19 protein-coding genes are annotated in these 18,508 nt (G+C 69.5%); 8 read left to right on the forward strand and 11 right to left on the reverse strand.

The features are described from left to right. The 5 genes from GGQ61_RS14105 to GGQ61_RS14125 all read left to right on the forward strand — a co-directional run. On the forward strand, positions 1 to 165 hold a 165-nt coding region (locus GGQ61_RS14105; RefSeq protein WP_281372635.1), incomplete at its 5' end, for a carboxyl transferase domain-containing protein. 10 nt (positions 166 to 175) lie between these two features. Beyond that, a complete protein-coding gene (locus tag GGQ61_RS14110) occupies positions 176 to 2,152 on the forward strand; it encodes an acetyl-CoA carboxylase biotin carboxylase subunit (RefSeq protein ID WP_183773880.1) in 1,977 nt (658 codons plus the stop codon). Further along, positions 2,149 to 2,547: a MerR family transcriptional regulator gene (locus tag GGQ61_RS14115; protein ID WP_183773882.1), complete on the forward strand. Its 399-nt coding sequence runs from the start codon at positions 2,149 to 2,151 to the stop codon at positions 2,545 to 2,547. The genes GGQ61_RS14110 and GGQ61_RS14115 overlap by 4 nt, the downstream gene beginning before the upstream one ends. After that, complete coding sequence (bioB, locus tag GGQ61_RS14120) at positions 2,544 to 3,578, forward strand: biotin synthase BioB (RefSeq protein WP_183773884.1); 1,035 nt, start codon at positions 2,544 to 2,546, stop codon at positions 3,576 to 3,578. The genes GGQ61_RS14115 and bioB overlap by 4 nt, the downstream gene beginning before the upstream one ends. A 184-nt stretch (positions 3,579 to 3,762) precedes the next feature. Then, a complete protein-coding gene (locus tag GGQ61_RS14125; RefSeq protein WP_183773886.1) occupies positions 3,763 to 4,809 on the forward strand; it encodes a LacI family DNA-binding transcriptional regulator in 1,047 nt (348 codons plus the stop codon). On the opposite strand, the gene GGQ61_RS14130 is transcribed toward GGQ61_RS14125, so the two are convergent. Further along, positions 4,772 to 5,779 (reverse strand): LacI family DNA-binding transcriptional regulator, encoded by a 1,008-nt coding sequence (locus GGQ61_RS14130; RefSeq protein WP_343056145.1) that lies wholly within the window; start codon positions 5,777 to 5,779, stop codon positions 4,772 to 4,774. The genes GGQ61_RS14125 and GGQ61_RS14130 overlap by 38 nt on opposite strands. Before the next feature lie 331 nt (positions 5,780 to 6,110). Here GGQ61_RS14130 and GGQ61_RS14135 point away from each other — a divergent pair, with 331 nt between their 5' ends. After that, complete coding sequence (locus GGQ61_RS14135) at positions 6,111 to 7,442, forward strand: PQQ-dependent sugar dehydrogenase (RefSeq protein ID WP_183773888.1); 1,332 nt, start codon at positions 6,111 to 6,113, stop codon at positions 7,440 to 7,442. Positions 7,443 to 7,521: 79 nt separating this feature from the next. Here GGQ61_RS14135 and GGQ61_RS14140 read toward each other — a convergent pair whose 3' ends face one another. Both GGQ61_RS14140 and GGQ61_RS14145 read right to left on the reverse strand, forming a co-directional pair. After that, positions 7,522 to 8,220: an SDR family NAD(P)-dependent oxidoreductase gene (locus GGQ61_RS14140; RefSeq protein WP_183773890.1), complete on the reverse strand. Its 699-nt coding sequence runs from the start codon at positions 8,218 to 8,220 to the stop codon at positions 7,522 to 7,524. A gap of 51 nt (positions 8,221 to 8,271) precedes the next feature. Beyond that, positions 8,272 to 9,444, reverse strand: coding sequence for an acetyl-CoA C-acetyltransferase (locus GGQ61_RS14145; RefSeq protein WP_183773892.1), 1,173 nt, complete (start codon positions 9,442 to 9,444; stop codon positions 8,272 to 8,274). Positions 9,445 to 9,581: 137 nt separating this feature from the next. On the opposite strand from GGQ61_RS14145, the gene GGQ61_RS14150 reads away from it, so the two are divergent. Continuing rightward, a complete protein-coding gene (locus GGQ61_RS14150; protein WP_183773894.1) occupies positions 9,582 to 10,160 on the forward strand; it encodes a pyridoxamine 5'-phosphate oxidase family protein in 579 nt (192 codons plus the stop codon). Between the two features lie 40 nt (positions 10,161 to 10,200). Here GGQ61_RS14150 and GGQ61_RS14155 read toward each other — a convergent pair whose 3' ends face one another. The 8 genes from GGQ61_RS14155 to GGQ61_RS14190 all read right to left on the reverse strand — a co-directional run bounded on the left by GGQ61_RS14155 (position 10,201) and on the right by GGQ61_RS14190 (position 17,230). Then, a complete protein-coding gene (locus GGQ61_RS14155; RefSeq protein ID WP_183773896.1) occupies positions 10,201 to 11,277 on the reverse strand; it encodes a phosphotransferase in 1,077 nt (358 codons plus the stop codon). After that, entirely contained in the window at positions 11,274 to 11,618 is a 345-nt protein-coding gene (locus GGQ61_RS14160) for a nuclear transport factor 2 family protein (protein ID WP_183773898.1), read from the reverse strand. Before GGQ61_RS14160 ends, GGQ61_RS14155 begins: the two co-directional genes overlap by 4 nt. Further along, positions 11,619 to 12,851: an FAD-dependent oxidoreductase gene (locus tag GGQ61_RS14165; protein WP_183773900.1), complete on the reverse strand. Its 1,233-nt coding sequence runs from the start codon at positions 12,849 to 12,851 to the stop codon at positions 11,619 to 11,621. Positions 12,852 to 12,940: 89 nt separating this feature from the next. Further along, complete coding sequence (locus tag GGQ61_RS14170) at positions 12,941 to 13,609, reverse strand: class I SAM-dependent methyltransferase (protein WP_183773902.1); 669 nt, start codon at positions 13,607 to 13,609, stop codon at positions 12,941 to 12,943. A 66-nt stretch (positions 13,610 to 13,675) separates the two neighbouring features. Next, positions 13,676 to 14,587, reverse strand: coding sequence for a hypothetical protein (locus GGQ61_RS14175; protein ID WP_183774923.1), 912 nt, complete (start codon positions 14,585 to 14,587; stop codon positions 13,676 to 13,678). Continuing rightward, on the reverse strand, positions 14,584 to 15,516 hold the full coding sequence (locus tag GGQ61_RS14180; protein ID WP_183773903.1) for a glycosyltransferase family 2 protein: 933 nt from the start codon (positions 15,514 to 15,516) through the stop codon (positions 14,584 to 14,586). The genes GGQ61_RS14175 and GGQ61_RS14180 overlap by 4 nt, the downstream gene beginning before the upstream one ends. Positions 15,517 to 15,520: 4 nt before the next feature. After that, entirely contained in the window at positions 15,521 to 16,666 is a 1,146-nt protein-coding gene (locus GGQ61_RS14185; protein ID WP_183774839.1) for a GNAT family N-acetyltransferase, read from the reverse strand. A gap of 66 nt (positions 16,667 to 16,732) precedes the next feature. After that, positions 16,733 to 17,230, reverse strand: a complete 498-nt coding sequence (locus GGQ61_RS14190) for a GAF domain-containing protein (protein WP_183773904.1) — start codon at positions 17,228 to 17,230, stop codon at positions 16,733 to 16,735. 68 nt (positions 17,231 to 17,298) lie between these two features. On the opposite strand from GGQ61_RS14190, the gene GGQ61_RS14195 reads away from it, so the two are divergent. Further along, a complete protein-coding gene (locus tag GGQ61_RS14195; RefSeq protein ID WP_183773905.1) occupies positions 17,299 to 18,501 on the forward strand; it encodes a M24 family metallopeptidase in 1,203 nt (400 codons plus the stop codon). The last annotated feature ends 7 nt before the right edge of the window (positions 18,502 to 18,508 follow it).

Consider the following 18,508-nt stretch of genomic DNA (forward strand, 5'->3'; position numbering starts at 1 on the left):
TACAAGCAGCGCTTCGCCAATCCGTTCGTCGCCGCTTCCCGCGGCTACATCGACGATGTCATCATGCCGCACTCCACTCGCCGGCGCATCGCCAATGCGCTGAAGAACCTCCAGGGAAAGCAACTCGCCAATCCCTGGAAGAAACACGACAACATCCCGCTGTAGGTCGCGCTTTATGTTCACGAAAATCCTGATCGCCAACCGCGGCGAGATCGCGGTTCGCATCATCAAGACCTGCCGCCGGATGGGCATCGCCACGGTCGTCGTCTACTCCGAGGCCGACGCAGACTCGATGGCCGTCGAGATGGCCGACGAGAGCGTCTTCATCGGCGGCTCGCCCGCCGCCGAGAGCTATCTGGTCGCCGACAAGATCGTCGCCGCCTGCCGCGCCACCGGCGCCCAGGCTGTGCACCCGGGCTTCGGCTTCCTTTCCGAGAACGCCGGCTTCGCCAAGCGGCTGGCCGACGAGGGCATTGTCTTCATCGGTCCCAACCCCAAGGCCATCGAGGCCATGGGCGATAAGATCGAGAGCAAGAAGTTCGCAGCCAAGGCCGGCGTCTCCACGGTCCCCGGACATGTCGGCGAGATCGACGACGTCGCCCACGCCCTCAAGATAGCCGCCGACATCGGCTATCCGGTGATGATCAAGGCCAGCGCCGGCGGGGGCGGCAAGGGCATCCGCGTCGCCTGGAACCAGCAGGACGTGGAAGAAGGCTTCCCGGCCGTCCGCGCCGAGGCCAAGGCCAGCTTCGGCGACGACCGGATCTTCATCGAGAAGTTCATCGAGAGCCCGCGCCACATCGAGATCCAGGTCCTCGGCGACAAGCACGGGAACGTGGTCCACCTGTTCGAGCGCGAATGCTCGATCCAGCGCCGTAATCAGAAGGTCATCGAGGAGGCCCCCTCCCCGCTGCTGGACGAGGCCACCCGCGCCGCGATGGGCGCGCAGGCCGTCGCCCTGGCCCAGGCCGTCAACTACGACAGCGCCGGCACCGTCGAGTTCGTCGCCGGTCAGGACAAGAGCTTCTTCTTCTTGGAGATGAACACTCGCCTGCAGGTCGAACATCCGGTCACCGAACTGATCACCGGCGTCGACCTGGTCGAGCAGATGATCCGCGTGGCCTACGGCGAGAAGCTCGCCTTCCAGCAGTCGGACCTCTCGATCAACGGCTGGGCCATCGAAAGCCGCATCTACGCCGAAGACCCCTATCGCGGCTTCCTGCCGTCGATCGGCCGCCTGGTCCGCTACTCGCCGCCGCATGAGGGCGAGGCCGGCGCCGCCAAGGTCCGCAATGACGCGGGCGTGCGCGAAGGCGACGAGATCTCGATGTTCTACGATCCGATGATCTCCAAGCTCTCGACCTGGGGGCCGGACCGCAAGGGCGCCATCGCCGCCATGGGCCGCGCGCTTGAGGACTTCCACATCGAGGGCCTGGGCCAGAACATCCCGTTCCTGGCCGCGGTCATGGACCAGGAGCGGTTCGTCTCCGGCAAGCTCTCGACCAACTACATCAAGGACGAGTTCCCCGACGGATTCCACGGCGTCGAGCCGACGGCCGCGCAGCGCGACCTTATGGCCGCGACGGCCTGCGCCATGCACCGCCGCCTCACCGCCCGCTCCGCGCCCCAGCTGGTGCGCGAGGAATGGGTGGTGATCGCCGGCCCCGACCATCGCAAGGTCCGCGTCACCAACGGCGGCGACCACGTCACGGTCGCCTTCGAGGACGGCCGGGCCCTCCAGCTCACCGAGATCAACTGGCGTCCGGGCCTGCCCCTCTTCAAGGCAAAGCTCGACGGTCGCCCCTTCACCGCCAGCGTCAAGCCGGCGGCCGAGGGCTTCATGATCCGCCACCGGGCCGCTCTCGCCCACGTGCTGGTGCTGACCCCGCGCTCGGCCGAGTTGCACCAGAAGCTGCCGCCCAAGCAGGCGGCCGACACGTCCAAGATGATCCTCTCGCCGATGCCCGGCCTCGTCGTCAGCCTCGACGTCGAACCGGGCCAGACTGTCCAGGCCGGCCAGGCCGTCGCCGTCGTCGAAGCCATGAAGATGCAGAACATCATCCGGGCCGAGCGCGAGGGCGTGGTCAAGACGGTCGGTCCCAAGGCCGGCGACTCCGTCGCCGCCGACGAAGTCCTCGTGGAGTTCGCATGATGCAGCCCCCCAGCCACGCCCACAGCATTCCGCTCGGCGAAGTGATGCGCCGCCTCGACCTCACGGCCCGGGCGATCCGCTATTATGAGGAGCTCGGCCTGGTCCAGGCCGGCCGCGACCAGCTCAACCGCCGCCGCTACGACGAGGACGCGCTCGCGCGGCTCGGCGCCATCGCCGAGTTCCGGCGTGCGGGCCTGTCGCTCGACGACATCGCCGCCATCCTAAGCCGTCAGGACGCCGGCGGCGACCGTAGCGCCCACATCGACTACGCCGTCTCACGCCTGTCGGAACGCCTGAAGGTGCTGGAACAGGAACGCCGCGAGGCAGAGGCCGCGCTCAGCGCCCTGCTCGTGCACCGCCAGACCGCCCCCTGGCCGCAGGAGATGCGGGCATGAGGTTCGATCCCGCAGAGCCGCGCCACGACTGGACGCTGTCCGAGGTCGAGGGTCTGTTCGAGCTGCCGTTCATGGAGCTGGTGTTCGAGGCGGCGGCGGTGCACCGGACCTGGTTCGACCCGAGCGAGGTGCAGCTGTCGCAGCTGCTCAGCGTCAAGACCGGCGGCTGCGCCGAGAACTGCGGCTACTGCAGCCAGAGCCAGCACTTCGACACCGGCGTGAAGGCCGGCAAGCTGATGGACGCCACGACCGTCATCGCCGCGGCGATGGAGGCCAAGGCCGGCGGGGCCCAGCGCTTCTGCATGGGCGCGGCCTGGCGCGACCTGAAGGACCGCGACGTGCCGAAGGTGGCGGCGATGATCTCGGGCGTGAAGGCGCTGGGTCTGGAGACCTGCGCCACGCTCGGCATGCTGACCCGCGACCAGGCCCAGTCGCTGAAGGACGCCGGCCTCGACTACTACAACCACAACCTCGACACCGGCCCCGACTACTACGACCAGGTGGTCACCACCCGCACCTACCAGGACCGGCTCGACACCCTGGAGGCCGTGCGCTCGGTGGGCATGAACACCTGCTGCGGCGGCATCGTCGGCATGGGCGAGACCCGCACCGACCGCGCCGGCCTGCTGCACGCCCTGGCCACCCTGCCCGAGCATCCGAACTCGCTGCCCATCAACGACCTGATGCCGATCCCCGGCACCCCGCTGGGAAACTCCGAGGCGGTCGATCCGCTGGAGTTCGTGCGGATGATCGCCGTGGCCCGCATCGTCTGCCCCAAGACCGTGGTCCGGCTCTCGGCCGGCCGCGAGCACATGTCCAGAGAACTGCAGGCGCTCTGCTTCCTGGCCGGCGCCAACTCGATGTTCATCGGCGGCAAGCTGCTCACCACCGCCAACCCCGACAAGGACACCGACGCGGCTCTGATGGCCGACCTCGGCCTGCGCCCCATGACGATGGGCGAGCCGCGCCAGCGCGTCGACCTGTCGGAAGCTAGGCATGGCCTAGTCGGCGCCGACGCCGACATCGCCTGACAAAGTGCGGCGGGTCCCGGGGGCATCCGGGACCCGCCAGTTTTTGCGCGGGTTGGCGCGCGGCGTAGACACACGGTTCTGATAACGTTGTCAATCACAACCTAAGAGCGCCGCTCGACAACACCGGCTTGTCGCCGAATGCAAAGCGCGCGAGAGCTTTCCTTCCGTTCGGCTGGAGATTGGCTTGTCCCGGCAACCGACGATCAAGGACGTCGCCACCAAGGCCGAGGTGTCCTTCAAGACGGTCTCGCGGGTGCTGAACCGCGAGCCCCACGTCCGCAAGGAGGTTCGCGATCGCGTGCTGGCCGCGGCCGCCGCCCTCGATTACCGGCCCAACAACGCCGCCCGCGGCCTGACCGGCGGCCGCTCGCGCCTGATCGGCTTTCTCTACGACAATCCGAACTACAGCTACGTGACCCAAGGCGAGGCCGGCGCCCTGCTCCGTTGCCGCGAGGCCGGCTATCATCTGGTCGTGGAACCGATCGACTCCCAGGCCGACGTCGCCCGGCAGATCGAGCAGATTATCTCCAGCCTACGCCTCGACGGCGTCATCCTCACCCCGCCGATCAGCGATGCCCCAGCCGCCCTGGCGACGCTCGACAGGCTCGGCGTCGCCCATGTCCGCATCGCCCCCAGCGCGGCGCGCGAGGCCGCCCCCTGCGTCTTCATCGACGACGAGGCCGCCGCTTACGCCCTCACCCGCCACCTGATCGAGCTCGGCCATAAGGCGATCGGATTCGTGCAGGGCCACCCCGATCATGGCGCTTCGCGGCAGCGCCAGGCGGGCTTCGAACGAGCGATGGCGCAGGCCGGACTCGCCATTCCTGCTCAGCTCATCGCCCAGGGCTACTTCACCTTCGAGTCCGGCATGGCGGCCGGAGAAGCGCTGCTCTCGCAGCGTGAGCGTCCGACCGCCGTCTTCGCCGCCAATGACAAGATGGCGCTCGGCGTCCTGGCCGCCGCCCGCCGGCTGGGACTATCGGCGCCCGCCGATCTCGCCCTCGCGGGCTTCGACGACAATCGCGTCTCACGTCTCAGTTCGCCGCAGCTCACCACCGCCCACCAGCCGGTCGACGTCATGTGCGCGGCCGCCGCCGACATGCTGGTCGCGCTCGCTGGAGGGGAGACGCTGGACCAGCCCACGCTGCAACTACCGTTCGAGATCGAGGTCCGCGCATCGAGCGCGGCGCCGCCTAGAGCGCCGCTGTCGAGCCCCGCATCAGCAGTGTGAAGTCGAGTTGCTGGGAACGGGCGGTCAGCTCGCCGGTCTCCACCATGTCGATGATCGCGGCGGCCGCGGCCGCGCCCATCGCCCGCACCGGTTGGCGCACCGTCGTCAGTTGCGGCCAGGCCAGTTCGGCGATCTCGCCCCCATCGAAGCCGGCCACCGAGAGGTTCCCCGGCGCCGACAGCCCCAGCCGCTGGGCCGCGGCCATCACCCCCAGCGCCATGTCGTCGTTGCCAGCGAAGATCGCGCTCGGCGGCTCAGCCAGGCGCAGCAGAGCTTCACCCGCCGCCTCGCCGCTCTCGAACATGAAATCGCCGCCAGCCTCCAGCTCGGGATCGTTGGCCACGCCGCGCTCGGCCAGCGCCCGGCGATAGCCGGCGAGCCGCCAGGCCGACGCTCCGTGGCCGGCCGGGCCGCCGACAAAGCCGATGCGACGATGTCCGAGATCCAGCAACGCCGCTGTCATCGCCCGGGCCGCCTCCATCTCGTCGATCGCCACGCACGCGCCGCGTGCGGGCTCGACGCTCGGCGCCAGCCGCGCATAGGGCGTGCGGGCGCGCTCCAGCGCGTCCAACGCCGCCAGGTTGTCGCTCATCGGCGGCGCCAGCAGAAAGCCGTCCGGCCGCAACGCCGCCAGCGCCGACGTCACCGGCGCGTCGGTCACTTCGTCGCCCTCGTCGTAGGGCTGAACGACCAGGTGATACCCCGCCGCCCGGCAGCGCTCGACCGCTCCCTGCTGCACCTCGGCGAGATAGTCCGAGATCAACTCAGGCGCCGGCATGCAGATCAGGAACGAACGCGCGCCCGGCAGGCCGCGGGCGAAAACGTTGCGCCGATAGCCCAGCGCCTCGATCGCCGCCTGGACCTTCTCGCGGGCCTGGGCGCTGACGTGACGCTCGCCGTTCAGCACGCGCGACACCGTCATCACCGACAGCCCTGCGCGCGCCGCCACGTCCTTGATCGTCGTCGTCACGCTGGCTCGCCCTTCATCCGCGCAGATATAACGTGGATTCTCGCAGGCGGCCGCTTCCTGCGCCCTCGCGCCGTCATTGCTTGAGGACCGCGACGCCCCGGTCGGGCGGCAACTTGCGCAACGCCGCCAGGGCCGCAGCGTCCTCGCCTTCGATCCCGACGCTCTTGGCGAACGCCAGGCCGCCCTGCTCACCCCGGATTGATATTGCCGCCGCTCCCCCGGACTCGATGCGTCCGCACACCCGTCAGCGTCGTTAGACGGTGTAGTCGCCGCGCTGGCGCGAGCCTTCGCCAAGTGGTCAAGTAATCTCGTTCCGTCAAAGGCCTCCGTCATGATCCCGCTGAAGTCCGCCCTGAGCCGCGTCGGCCCGCCGCTGGCCGCCCTTGCCCTCGCCGCTTGTGGGCAGGGCTCGGCGGATCCGTTCGCGGGCTTCGGCGCCACGCCGCAGTTGCCGCCGCCGAAGTCGAGCCTGATCCCGACGCTGAACGCCCGCCAGGCGGTGGGCTGGCCGCCGGGCGCCGCGCCGGTCGCGCCCGCGGGCTTCACCGTCACCCGGTACGCCGGCGACCTGACGCATCCGCGATGGCTGCTGGTGATGCCTAACGGGGACGTGCTGGTGTCCGAAGCGTCGTCAGAGCCGGCGAAGGACAAGGGCGTCACCGCCATGATCGCCAATCTGCTGCAGAAGAAGGCCGGCGCGATCATGGAGAGCCCCAACCGGATCACCCTGCTGCGCGACAGCGACGGCGACGGCGTCGCCGAGGTGCGTTCCACCTTCGCCGAGGGTCTGAAGCGGCCGTTCGGCATGACCCTGACCGGCGGAAAGCTCTATGTCGCCAACGACGACGCCGTCGTGGCCTTTCCTTATGTCGACGGTCAGACCCAGATCACCGGCGTCGGCGAGAAGGTCTTCGACCTGCCCGGCGGCCCCATCAACCACCACTGGACCAAGAACGTCGTCGCCAGTCCGGACGGGACCAAGCTCTACGCGACCGTCGGCTCGAACTCCAACGTGGGCGAGAACGGCATCGAAAACGAGATCAACCGCGCCGCGGTGATCGTCTATCCCCTGCCCGCCGGTCCCGCGCGGGTGTTCGCCTCGGGCCTGCGCAACCCCAACGGCCTGGACTTCGAGCCGACCACCGGCACGCCTTGGACCGCGGTCAACGAGCGCGACATGCTCGGCGACGACCTGGTCCCCGACTACATGACCAGCCTGCAGGACGGCGGCTTCTACGGCTGGCCCTACAGCTATTTCGGCCAGCACGTGGACGCACGGGTGAAGCCCCAGCGCCCCGACCTCGTCGCCAAGGCCATCGTCCCCGACTACGCCCTGGGCTCGCACACCGCCTCGCTGGGGCTCGCCTTCTATAAAGCCGACGCCTTCCCGGCCCGTTACAAGGGCGGTGTGTTCATCGGCCAGCACGGCTCGTGGAACCGCAAGCCGCCCAGCGGCTATCGCGTGGTCTTCGTTCCCTTTGCTAACGGCAAGCCCAGCGGCCCGCCCGAAGCCTTCCTGACCGGCTTCCTCGACGCCAAGGACCATGCGCAGGGCCGGCCCGTCGGCGTCGCCGTCGACAAGACCGGAGCCCTGCTGGTCGCCGACGATGTCGGCAAGGCGGTGTGGCGCGTGGCCCCGTCCCCTACTGGAACGTCCAGGTAAGGCCGACGCCCACACACGTGGGTGTTAAGCTTGGCCGCGAAGGCGGTCAGTTGGTCGTAAGCACCCGCCCTGCGCGGCGTCAGACCCGGCCGGTCACCGGCAGCAGCGCGCCGGTCACCGCCCTCGCCTCTTCCGAAGCCAGGAACAGGATCGCCGCGGCCAGGTCGGCTGGCGTGACCCAGGCGCTGAAGTCGGCGTCCGGCATGTCGGCGCGGTTGGTCGGGGTGTCGATGATCGAGGGCAGCACGGCGTTGACGGTCACGCCGTCGGCCTTCAGCTCCTCGGCCAGGGCCTCGGTCAGCTTGTGGACCCCGGCTTTGGAGGCCGCGTAGGCGCCCATGCCCATCGAGGCCTTCAGCGCGCCGTTGGCGCCGACATTGACGATGCGGCCGCTGGCGCTGCGCTTGAGGTGCGGAATGGCCGCGCGGCTGGCGTTGGTCGCTGTCAGTACGTTCATCCGGAACAACTGATGCCAGGTCTCCCAGGAGCCCTCTTCCAGCGTTTCCCAGCGGAAACCGCCGGCGACGTTGACCAGGACGTCAAGCCGGCCGAAGTGCCGGTCGACCGCATCGACCGCCGCGCCCGCGGCCGCCGCGTCGGTCAGATCGACCCCGCCGAGGATCATGCCCTCGGGACCGCAATCGTCCCCCAGGCCCTCGGGCGGGATCTTCGCATAGTCGATGAGCGCGACCCGCGCGCCTTTGGCCGCAGCGGCGCGCGCCACAGCCGAGCCCAGCACGCCGAACGCGCCCGTGATTGCATAGACGCGTCCGGCCATGAGGGTTCTCCTGGAACTGCGACCCGGCTCCGTCCGGAACCGGGACAGGCCTTAGAGTCGCTCGACGATGGTGACGTTCGCCATACCACCGCCCTCGCACATCGTCTGCAGGCCGTAACGGCCGCCGCGCTGTTCCAGAGCGTTCAGCAGGGTCGCCATCAGCTTGGTGCCCGAGGCGCCCAGCGGGTGGCCCAGAGCGATCGCGCCGCCGTTGACGTTGATCTTGTCGCGCGCGACTCCCAGCTGCTTCATGTAGGCCACCGGCACCGAGCCGAAGGCTTCGTTGACTTCGAACAGGTCGATGTCGTCGACGCTCATGCCCGCGCGCTTAAGGGCGCGTTCCGAGGCCGGCAGCGGCGCTTCCAGCATGATCACCGGGTCGTGGCCCAGCAGCGACAGGTGGTGGATGCGGGCCAGCGGCTTCACGCCCAGTTCCTTCAGGCCCTTTTCCGACACGACCATCACCGCCGAGGCGCCGTCGCAGATCTGGCTGGACGAGGCCGCGGTCAGCGCCCCGCCTTCGGCGAGCAGCTTCACGCCGCGGATGCCGTCCAGGCTGGCGTCGAAGCGGATGCCTTCATCGACGGTGTGGAGGGTCTTGTTGCCCTCGGGGTCAACGACTTCAACGCCGACGATCTCGTTCTTGAAGTTGCCGGCCTGGGTGGCGGCGATCGCCCGCTGGTGGGATTCGTAGCTGTACTGGTCGATCTCTTCCTTGGTCAGCCCGTACTTCTTGGCGACCATCTCGGCGCCCATGAACTGGCTGAACTGGATGTTCGGATAACGCTCCTTCATCCGCGGGCTCATGTAGTTGCCAAAGCCGTTCTGAGCCGGCAGCGCGGCCGACAGGCCCATCGGCACGCGGGTCATGCTTTCCACGCCCGCGGCGATCACCACGTCCATGGTGCCGCTCATCACCGCCTGTGCGGCGAACTGCAGGGCCTGTTGCGACGAGCCGCACTGGCGGTCGACGCTGGTCGCGGGCACGCTTTCCGGCAGTTTCGAAGCCAACACCGCATTGCGCGCGACATTGATCGCCTGCTCGCCGACCTGACCGACGCAGCCCATGACCACGTCTTCCACAAGAGCCGGATCGGCGCCGGTGCGCTCGATGATGTCGTTAAGCACCACGGCGCCCAGATCGACTGGATGCCAATCCTTCAGCTTGCCGCCCTTGCGTCCGCCGGCCGTCCGCGTCGCTGCGACGATGTAGGCTTCGCCCATTGTTCCGCTCCCGATAAATGCGCGTCCGCCGCGCGTCGGGGAGTCATTTAGGAGCGCGACGTCACGTAAGCCAATGGGGTTTACGCGCACCGGCCGGCGGCGTTTTCGTGCTAGCTTCGCTCGAAAAGGGAGGCCGCATGTATCATTCGGGCCAGCGCGGGCTGCAGGCCGAGTTCGAGAGCGAGGCCCTCGCCGACCGGCTCTACGAGCGGCTGCGCCACGACCGCTTCACCGACGCCGACAAGGCCTTCATCGAGGGGCTGCCGTTCTTCTTCCTGGCCACGGCCGACGCGGAAGGACGTCCCGACTGTTCCTACAAGGGCGGCGATCCCGGCTTCGTCCGTATCCTCGCGCCCGACCGGCTGGTGTTTCCCGACTACGACGGCAATGGCATGTTCCGCAGCCTCGGCAACGTCGAGGTCAATCCGCACGTCGGCCTGCTCTTCCTGAGCGTCGGCGCCAAGCCCGCCCGGCTGCGGGTCAACGGCGCGGCCCGGGTGCTGCGCAACGATCCGCAGATGACGCAGTGGCCGGGCGCCCAACTGCTGGTCGAGGTGACGCCCAGCGACATCTTCCCAAACTGTCCGCGCTACATTCCCGAGCTGGCGCAGAAGGCCCCCTCGACCTACGTGCCCCAGGCCGAGACGCCGCCGGTCGAACCGGCGTGGAAGAGCTTTTCGATCTTCAGCGACGTGGTTCCGCCGCGTCGCGCCTGAAGTTCTGGACCAGCGCCTCTCAGCGCGCACGCCCCTTCGTCTATCCGACCGCCACTCCATGATCGCATAGATGGTCGCTGGCGGCGCCGATCATCTGAAGGAACATCTCGTCGCCGCGATCGGTCTGGGTGACGATCATCGCGGCGAAGAAAGCGGTGGCGAACAAAAGGTAGGCGCCGCGGCCGTAGAGCGGTTTCAGGTCTTCCATCCCGAACCCCCGCACGCCGTTCGCCGCCAGGGTGTCGAGATAGAGCTGCAGCAGCGCCGGCTCGTGGGCGCGGCGGACGTCGGGCGCCAGCGCCCCGGCCAGGAAGTAGGCCAGATCCGTCGGGCCGCACCCATAGGCGTAGGACTGCCAGTCCAGCACCGCCACCGGATAGCCGCCGGCCGGCGTGCCGAACATCATGTTGTCGGGCCGAAAGTCGTTGTGGGTCAGGCAGCGCGGGCCGTCCTCGGTCCGCGCGAACTGCGCAAAGCGCGGGGCCAGCCAGTCACCCACCCGGGTCCACTGCGGCTTCATCCGCGCGCCGTAGCGCATCTTGAAGCCGGCCCAGAGCGCGGAGACCATCTCCTCGTTGGCGGCGCTGGCCGGCGCGGCCTTGGAGCCCGAGACCCACGGCAACTCGTCCAGGCCCTGGTCGCCCCAATGCGAGGCGTGCAGCCGCGCCGCCTGCTCGACCACCAGCCGCGCCTGCTCCAGGCTGACGCCGGTCAGCTGGTCGCCCTGCACCGCCGGGGCCAGGTCCTCCATCATCAGCACGAAGTTGCTGGTCGCCTCGTCGACGTCGGTGAAGTAGCAGCGCGGCGTCTGCACCAGGGCCGTGGGCGCGAGCTGCTGGTAGAAGCGGACCTCGCGCACGTAGTTGCCCAGCATTATCCCTGTGGCCCGGCTCTCGGCGCCGGCGGCCGGGAATTTGCCGACGATCGCGGCGGGCGCGTCGTCGCCGCCGCGGTCATAGGTCAGCCGAAAGCGGACGCTGTCGCCGATCTGGCCGGTGCCGACCGGTTTGGCCTCGAAGCTGCGGACCGAGGCGTCGACGCCGCCGGCGGCCAGCACGGCCGAGAGCCAGGCCGCGTCGATCTCGCCCGGCTCGCGGATGTCGGGACGAGCGCTCATGCCGGCAGCTGGTGCACATAGACCTCGTTCAGCGTGATCTTGTCGCCGTCGAGGATCACCAGGTCGAAGCCGCGCATCCGCCCGCCGCCGGCGATGTCGCAATACCAGCGGCCGCAAAACCCGCCGGGGATCGGCCAGGTCTCGTCGGGCGTGTAGGTCATGGCCGGGGTCGCCGCGAACAGCCCGGTCAGATAGGCGCGCAAGGCCGCCTGCCCCGTCAGTCCGCCGGCCGTCTGCGGATCCTTGTAGACGACGTCCTGCGCGTAGAAGCCGCACAGGGCGTCGACATCCTTGGCGGTCCAGGCCGCCAGCCAGCGGGCGTTGTAGTCGGCGATGTCCACTCAGTCCTCCAGCACGCGGGCGCGGTGCGCCTCAGTGAAAATCTCGGCCGGCGCGGCCTCCGGCCCGGCCATCACCGCCAAGCTGTGCATCTTCAGGCTGGGATCGGCTGCGGCGCGCTCGAAATGGCGGCGGCGGCGCGCCCGGGCTTCTTCGCCGAACTCCATGTCGATGGCCGCCTGGAGCTTGGCGGCGAAGCGCAGCCGGCGCATGCGCTCGGCGCGTTCGGTCCCGTACGGTTCGAAATCGAGCTGCTCCCAGTTGTCGGTCGCCTTCAGCAGCTCGGAGACGATCCGAACGTCGCGATAGGTGATCGACAGCCCCAGGCCGATGATCGGGTCGTTCCAGCCGGCCGCGTCGCCGACCAGCACCACGCCCTGGCGATAGGGCTCGTCGGTCCAGCTGTCGGCGTTGACGTAGGAAAACAGCGGCCCGGCCGGCGCGCCCGCGGTCAGGCAGCGGTTGGCCGGGCTGCAGCCAAGATCGAAGGCGTCGAGGAATCGGCGCGCGCCGTCGGGCCCCTTGAACCGCTGCGCCTGATCCAGCGCATACCCGCCATAGACCCGCACCATCCCGCCGCCCTGCGGGAAGGCCAGGAACCCGAAATCGCCTTCGGTGCCGATCGCCTGCAGCTGCGGGTCCCAGCCCAGCACGTCCTTGACCAGCAAGCCCCCGAACCAGTGATGGGGCTTGTCCTGGTTGATCGCGATCCCCACCGCCTGGCGCACCTGCGAGGCGCGCCCGTCGGCGCCGACCAGCAGCCGGGCCGTGGCTTCATGCACCTGGCCGTCGTGTTCGTAGACGACGCGCGGCCTTCCTCCCGGCTCCACCGCCCCCACGATCACTCCGCGCAGGGCCGTCGCCCCCGCCGCCTTGGCCGCATCGAACAGCGTCTGGCAGTGCAGCGGGTGGCGCAGGCAGAGCGGCCCCGGAACGCCTTCCCGGAAGATGCTAAGCGGCAGGGCCCTGGCCTCGGCGGCGCTGGGATCGATCGACTCATCGAAGGTGACGTGACGGGTGATGTGATGACCGCCGGCGTCCAACAGCAGGTCGTAGAGACCGAGCCGATGCACCTCGGCCACGCCCCAGGGCGCGATCCATTCGCCGCGGACCTTGTCCTCGTACACCTCGCTCTGCTCGAGCAGCAGCACCGAGCGCCCGGCCTCGGCCATGACGGCCGCCAGCGCCGACCCGCCGATGCCGCCGCCGACGACGATGAGATCGTAAGACTGCATGTCGGGGCGCTCCCGTACCCACGTTCTTGCCCGCAAGTACGCGCCCGCCCGGCGCTCCGTGTCCAGACTGACGTCCCGTCAGCCGCCAGTCAGGCCGTTGCGACCCAGCCGCGGAAGCTGAAGCCGGCATAGAACAGCTCGACGTCGCTGAACCCCGCTTCTTCCAGCAGCGCCGTATCGCGCTCGGGCGACAGCGTCGGCAGTTGCTCGTCTATCGCCCTGATCGCGCGCTCGGCGTCGGGCGCAGGCACGCCCGACGAGACGGCGAAGGCGGCGTAGCGCTTCAGCCAAGTCGCCTTGTGGGCGCCTTGCGGAAAGCTGTGGTGCGCGACGACCAGGCGCGCGCCGGGCGTTAGACGGCGATGGATCTGCGACAGCGTCCGGCGCCGCTCGTCCTCTGGAATGAAGTGCAGGGTCAGCAGGCAGGCTGCGCCGTCGAACGGCCCTGTCGGCGCATCGTCGATGTAACCCTGGTGCAGCCGAGCCCGCGCGGCGAACGGCCCCAAGGTCTGCGCCGCCAGCTTCAGCATCTCCGCCGACGGGTCGACGCCGTCGAAGCTCCAGCCGGCGTAGCGCTCGGAAAACGCCTTCAGCTCCAGGCCGCCGCCTGCCCCCAGCACCAGAATGCGGGCGTCGGCGGGCGCGCGCTCGGCCAGCAGCAGGCCGGCCATGCGTTGCAGGTCGAGGAAGCCGGGCACCAGCCTCAGCGGGCCCTCGGCATAGCGCGCGACGGCTTCGGGATCGGAAAAGGCGGACATGGCGCTCCTTCGGGTTGTTAGACCCGCGGAGCCTATATCGTAACTATCGAGATTACATGCAACCTATCAGGCCGGCAGCAGCGTCCCCGGCTGGCCGGCGTCCAGCTTGAAGGTCACCGGCAGCATCCGCTCGTGCGGGGTCTGCAGCTTCAGGGCCTTGGCGGCGCGCGCCACGGCGACCTTGCCCAGGCCGACCGGCGTGAAGCCGTCCTGCACCCGCGGCCGCGCGCCCAGCCGGCGGCGCATGACGCCGTTGGCGTAGATCACGTTGGCGCGCATCAGCGCCTGCGGGGTCATGAACTCGATCGACAGCGAGACGTTCAGCATCGGGCCGTTCTCGATCCGGTGCGGCGCGTTCTGGGCCCAGGTGACCATGGTCCCGGGGGTCAGGTCATAGGCCTGCGCGCCAGCGTCCCAGGCGGGATCGAAGGTAAACTGCTCGGCGGTTTCCTTCAGGACGATGCGCTCCAGCACCTCCTGGCCGACATAAGGGTCGGCGACCGGATAGACCCAGACCTTCTTCCGCCCGCGCAGCTGCCACAGCGACACCAGCGGCACGTCGAGATGGTAGAACACCTGCGCATTGGCCGAGGAGATCAGCATCCCCAGGTCGCGCTTCATGGTCCGTACGCCGGTTTGCGTCTGCTTCTCGGCGAAGATCTCTTCGCCCAGCGCCGCGTATTCCGGCAGGTACTCGTTGGTCGCCCGCAGGTTCAGCCAGATGCGCCCGGCCTGCGCCGCCTCCAGCAGCTTCGAGCCGCTCAAGCCCCCGGCCGAGCCCTTGCGCCAGGTGGTCCAGGCCACCGGGTCCTCGCCCATGGTGAAGACGCCCAGCTTCTCGCGCGGATAGCGGTCGAGCAGTTCCTCCAGGCCGGCATCGTCGAACATCGGCCGCTCGTGCAGGCCGTGCTGGAAGACCAGGTTCTGTTTGGTGAAGCTGCGCGCCTTGTCGGGCGTCCAGTCGCGAATAATGCTCATGCCCCTGCCCTCAACCCGTAGAACTGGATCTTGAACGGCCCCCACCAGAGGGTCTTGCCCAGGCCGCGCGCGGCCCGATCCAGGGTGAATGCGAAGTCCGGCGCCCGGACCAGCCACTTGCAGCCGGCCAGCAGCCCGAACACCCCGGCCTGCACCAGGCCTTGCGTCATCCATCTGGCCAGGCCCACGCGGTCCGGCGGGCTGGCGGCGGCGCAGGCGGCCGACGGCCCCTGGCCGTAGGCGAAGGCGCGTGGGATCGTGTAGCGCAGCGTCAGGCGCGAGGGGACCGGATCTTCCCAGACCCAGGCCGCCGGCTCCCAGGCGAAGACGGCGCCCGCCGTCTGCATCTGGCCGAACAGCAGGTCGTCCTCGCCGCCGATGTGGTTGCGGATCGGCGAGAACGGACGCTTAGGGTCCGGCAGCGCCGCGCGGCGGATCAGGCTGTCGCCGCAGCCGTAGTAGTGGTCGAGCAACCCGGCCTGCGCCGGTCCCTCGCGGGAGAAGAAGCGCTCGAGATAGCTGCGGTGGCGTGTCACGCTGTCCGGCGCGCGGCCGCGCACGGGGCCGAACACCACGTCGGCGGCGAACCGCTGCTGGGCGGCCAGCAGCGCCGCCAGCCAGCCCTCCGGCGCCTCCTCGTCGTCGTCGAGAAAGGCGATGAAGTCGCCGCTCGCCTGCTCCAGCGCCGCATTGCGGGCGTTGGCTACGCCCGGCTCCGGCTCGTGGACATAGATCACCGGGAACGGCGCCTCGGCGGCGAGGGCCGTGGTCAGCGGCTGGGCTGAGGGTGTCTGGTCGTTGTCGACGACGACCAATTCAATTCCTGCAAAATCGACGCCTAGCTGGCGAAACGTCGAGCGCGCGGCGACGCCCAGACCGTCGAGACGACGTTGGGTCGGGATCACCAGGCTGACGCGCGGCGCGTCCATCGGTTCAGGCCGCCTCCGCCGAGGACGCGCCGGGACGCAGGGCTCGGGCGGCGATGGCGCCGGCGAGACCCTTGGCCCGGCCCGAGAACGACAGTTCGGTCGTGGCGATCATGTCGAGGCGCCGGCGCAGGCGCCCGACCGGGCCGTTGCGGTGCGCCCCGGCAAGCGTCCAGGCCCGTTCCGAGGCGTCGGCAGCCCGACCGCGCGGCCCGGCGGCGGCCATCAGCCCTTCGCCGATCTGCTTGGTCTTCAGCGCATAGGGCCGCTTGTAGTGGTCGTGGCCGGGGCCGAGGTCGTAGGTCTTCAGCCCCAACCCCGGCATGGCGGCGATCGCCCGCAGCAGGAACAGCTGGCCCGGCGACCAGGCGCCCATCTCCGGATCGGTCGAGGCGATCCACGGGTGATAGACCTCGCCCACCCGTACGCCGATGTGGCCGGCCAGCAGCTTGTCGCCGCAGTAAAGGTTGATCATCAGCCCCTGGAAATGGCCCTCGCGCATGTCGAGGAACGAGGCTAGCAGGTCGCGGGTCCAGTCGGGGGCCAGGAAGTCGTGCGCTCCGGTGCGCAGCAGCTGCTCCCGCTTCCAGGCCAGCAGCTGGTCGAAGGCGGTGCGGTCGTGGTCCGGCGCCCGCAGGGTCAGGGCGCCGACCTCGCGGTCCAGCTTGCCGTCCAGCCGGCGGTAGTTCTTGAAGCGCTTGGCGCTCGCCGCGCGCAGGGTCTCCAGATAGGCCTCGGCCGAGCGGTCCAGCTCGATCACATAGGCCTCGTTCGTGCCGGCGACCGCCGGGGCGAAGTCGCCGTCCGGGTCGACCAGCCCGGTGAACCTGAATGCCGACAGGCCGAACTCGGCCAGGTCCTGGCGCACGTCCAGCGGCCGGTCCGCGACCAACCCGTGATAGTCCGAAAGCGGCGCGCCGATGGGGCGGGCCATGCCGCCGGGCCGGTGGTGATAGGCCAAGAAGCCGATCGCCGTCTCGCCCTCACGCCAGACGGCGACCCGCGCGTCGTCGCGCACCGCGCCGACAGCGATCGCGAAGTCGGGCCCCAGCAGGGGATTGCGGAAATGCGGGCGGGCCGCGCACAGGGCGCGCCAGGCGCCGATGTCGGCGTCCGACAGCTCAGACGGGCGAAGAACTTCCAGGCGCAGCATCTCGAACACGGTAGCGTCTCCCGGTTAGGGAATGGTGCATCCGTGGCTGCAAGACCCGGGCCGACCTTAGGCCGCGAAAGTGTCGCGCACGATCTTCTCCAGCCAGAGCGCGTCGATCTCGTCGAAGGCGGCGGGTTGGTCGGAGTCGACGTCCAGCACCGCGATCAGCGCGCCGGCGGCGTCGAACACCGGGACGACGACCTCGCTCTGCGAGCGTCCGTCGCAGGCGATGTGTCCCGGAAAGGCGTGCACGTCCGGCACAAGCTGGGTCTCACCGCTCGCCGCGGCCGCGCCGCAGACGCCCCGCCCGAAGGCGATGCGCAGGCAACCCAGCGTGCCCTGGTAGGGACCGACCACCAGCTCGCGCGCCTTGTCCGGGTCGACCACGTAGAAGCCGGTCCAGAAGAAGGTCTCGAAGGTGGCCGCCAGCATCGAGGCGACCGTCGCCATGCGGGCGGTGCGGTTCGGCTCGCCGTCGAGCACCGCGGCGATCTCCTCGGCGAGGGCGGCGTAGCGTTCGGCCTTCTCGGCCGGCAGGGTGAGTTCGTTGAAGGCTTCGGCCATGGCCGCGTATATACGGGCGCGCCTGCATCGCCGCCAGCGCGCGGCGCACACCAGTACCGGAGCGTGACATGACCAACGGCATCGGCGGTTCGACTGCGCAAGCCGAACTTGCGGACCTCGCGCCCTGGCCCAACCCAGCGCCGGCCATCACCCGCCAGGAGCGGCTGGCCCGCATCGCCCGCGCCCGCGAGCTGATGGACGAGATCGGCGCCCAGGCGCTGATCATCGGCGCCGGCTCCAGCCTGCGCTACTTCACCGGCGTCGCCTGGGGCGCCACCGAGCGGCTGGTCGCGATGGTCCTGCCGCGCGAGGGCGAGCTGCGCATGATCTGCCCGCGCTTCGAACTCGGCTCGCTGGAGGCGGCGCTCGGCGTCGACGCCGAGCTTCTGCTCTGGGAAGAACACGAGAGCCCCTACGAGCTGACCGCCCGCGCATTGAACGGGGCCGCCTCGCTGGCCATCGACCCCGCACTGCCCTTCTTCGTGTTCAACGGTATCGCCAAGGCCGCGCCGCAGGTGAAGCTGCTGGACGGCGCCCCGGTCGTCGACGGCTGCCGGATGATCAAGTCGCCGGCCGAGCTGGCCCTGATGTCCCAGGCCAAGGCCATGACGCTCGAGGTCCAGCGCCGCGCCGCGCGCATCCTGGCGCCGGGGATCACCACCGGCGAGGTCCGCCGCTTCATCGATCAGGCCCACCGCGCCCTCGGCGCAGACAACGGCTCCTACTTCTGCGCCGTCCAGTTCGGCCTGGCCAGCGCCTACCCGCACGGCCTGCCCGGCGAGCAGGCGCTCGAGGACGGCCAGATCGTGCTGATCGACACCGGCTGCCAGGTCCAGGGCTACCACTCCGACATCACCCGCACCTATGTGTTCGGCGAGGCCTCGCCCGAACAGCGCAAGATCTGGGAGCTGGAAAAACAGGCTCAGGCCGCCGCCTTCGCCGCGGTGAAGCCGGGCGTCCTCTGCGAGGAGATCGACGCCGTCGCGCGCCGGGTGCTGGCGGCCGCCGGCCTCAGCGCCGACTACGACCTGCCCGGCCTGCCGCACCGCACCGGGCACGGCATCGGCCTGTCCATCCACGAAGCGCCCTACCTCGTCCGCGGAGACAAGACCCCGCTTGCGCCCGGCATGTGCTTCTCAAACGAGCCGATGATCGTGATCCCGGATTCGTTCGGCGTTCGGTTGGAAGATCACTTCCACGTCACGGCCGATGGCGCGGCCTGGTTCACCGAGCCGCAACCCAGCCTAGAGAAGCCATTCGGCGAAGCTTGAACATTCG

The organism is Phenylobacterium haematophilum (assembly GCF_014196295.1).
GTDB classification, from domain to species: Bacteria; Pseudomonadota; Alphaproteobacteria; order Caulobacterales; family Caulobacteraceae; genus Phenylobacterium; species Phenylobacterium haematophilum.

Excerpts from the sequence above, each read along its gene's own strand:
- GGQ61_RS14110 (WP_183773880.1), top strand. The coding sequence starts at position 176 with ATGTTCACGAAAATCCTGATCGCCAACCGCGGCGAGATCGCGGTTCGC.
- GGQ61_RS14115 (WP_183773882.1), top strand. The coding sequence starts at position 2,149 with ATGATGCAGCCCCCCAGCCACGCCCACAGCATTCCGCTCGGCGAAGTG.
- bioB (WP_183773884.1), top strand. The coding sequence starts at position 2,544 with ATGAGGTTCGATCCCGCAGAGCCGCGCCACGACTGGACGCTGTCCGAG.
- GGQ61_RS14135 (WP_183773888.1), top strand. The coding sequence starts at position 6,111 with ATGATCCCGCTGAAGTCCGCCCTGAGCCGCGTCGGCCCGCCGCTGGCC.
- GGQ61_RS14140 (WP_183773890.1), bottom strand. The coding sequence starts at position 8,220 with ATGGCCGGACGCGTCTATGCAATCACGGGCGCGTTCGGCGTGCTGGGC.
- GGQ61_RS14145 (WP_183773892.1), bottom strand. The coding sequence starts at position 9,444 with ATGGGCGAAGCCTACATCGTCGCAGCGACGCGGACGGCCGGCGGACGC.
- GGQ61_RS14150 (WP_183773894.1), top strand. The coding sequence starts at position 9,582 with ATGTATCATTCGGGCCAGCGCGGGCTGCAGGCCGAGTTCGAGAGCGAG.
- GGQ61_RS14155 (WP_183773896.1), bottom strand. The coding sequence starts at position 11,277 with ATGAGCGCTCGTCCCGACATCCGCGAGCCGGGCGAGATCGACGCGGCC.
- GGQ61_RS14165 (WP_183773900.1), bottom strand. The coding sequence starts at position 12,851 with ATGCAGTCTTACGATCTCATCGTCGTCGGCGGCGGCATCGGCGGGTCG.
- GGQ61_RS14170 (WP_183773902.1), bottom strand. The coding sequence starts at position 13,609 with ATGTCCGCCTTTTCCGATCCCGAAGCCGTCGCGCGCTATGCCGAGGGC.
- GGQ61_RS14175 (WP_183774923.1), bottom strand. The coding sequence starts at position 14,587 with ATGAGCATTATTCGCGACTGGACGCCCGACAAGGCGCGCAGCTTCACC.
- GGQ61_RS14180 (WP_183773903.1), bottom strand. The coding sequence starts at position 15,516 with ATGGACGCGCCGCGCGTCAGCCTGGTGATCCCGACCCAACGTCGTCTC.
- GGQ61_RS14185 (WP_183774839.1), bottom strand. The coding sequence starts at position 16,666 with ATGCTGCGCCTGGAAGTTCTTCGCCCGTCTGAGCTGTCGGACGCCGAC.
- GGQ61_RS14190 (WP_183773904.1), bottom strand. The coding sequence starts at position 17,230 with ATGGCCGAAGCCTTCAACGAACTCACCCTGCCGGCCGAGAAGGCCGAA.
- GGQ61_RS14195 (WP_183773905.1), top strand. The coding sequence starts at position 17,299 with ATGACCAACGGCATCGGCGGTTCGACTGCGCAAGCCGAACTTGCGGAC.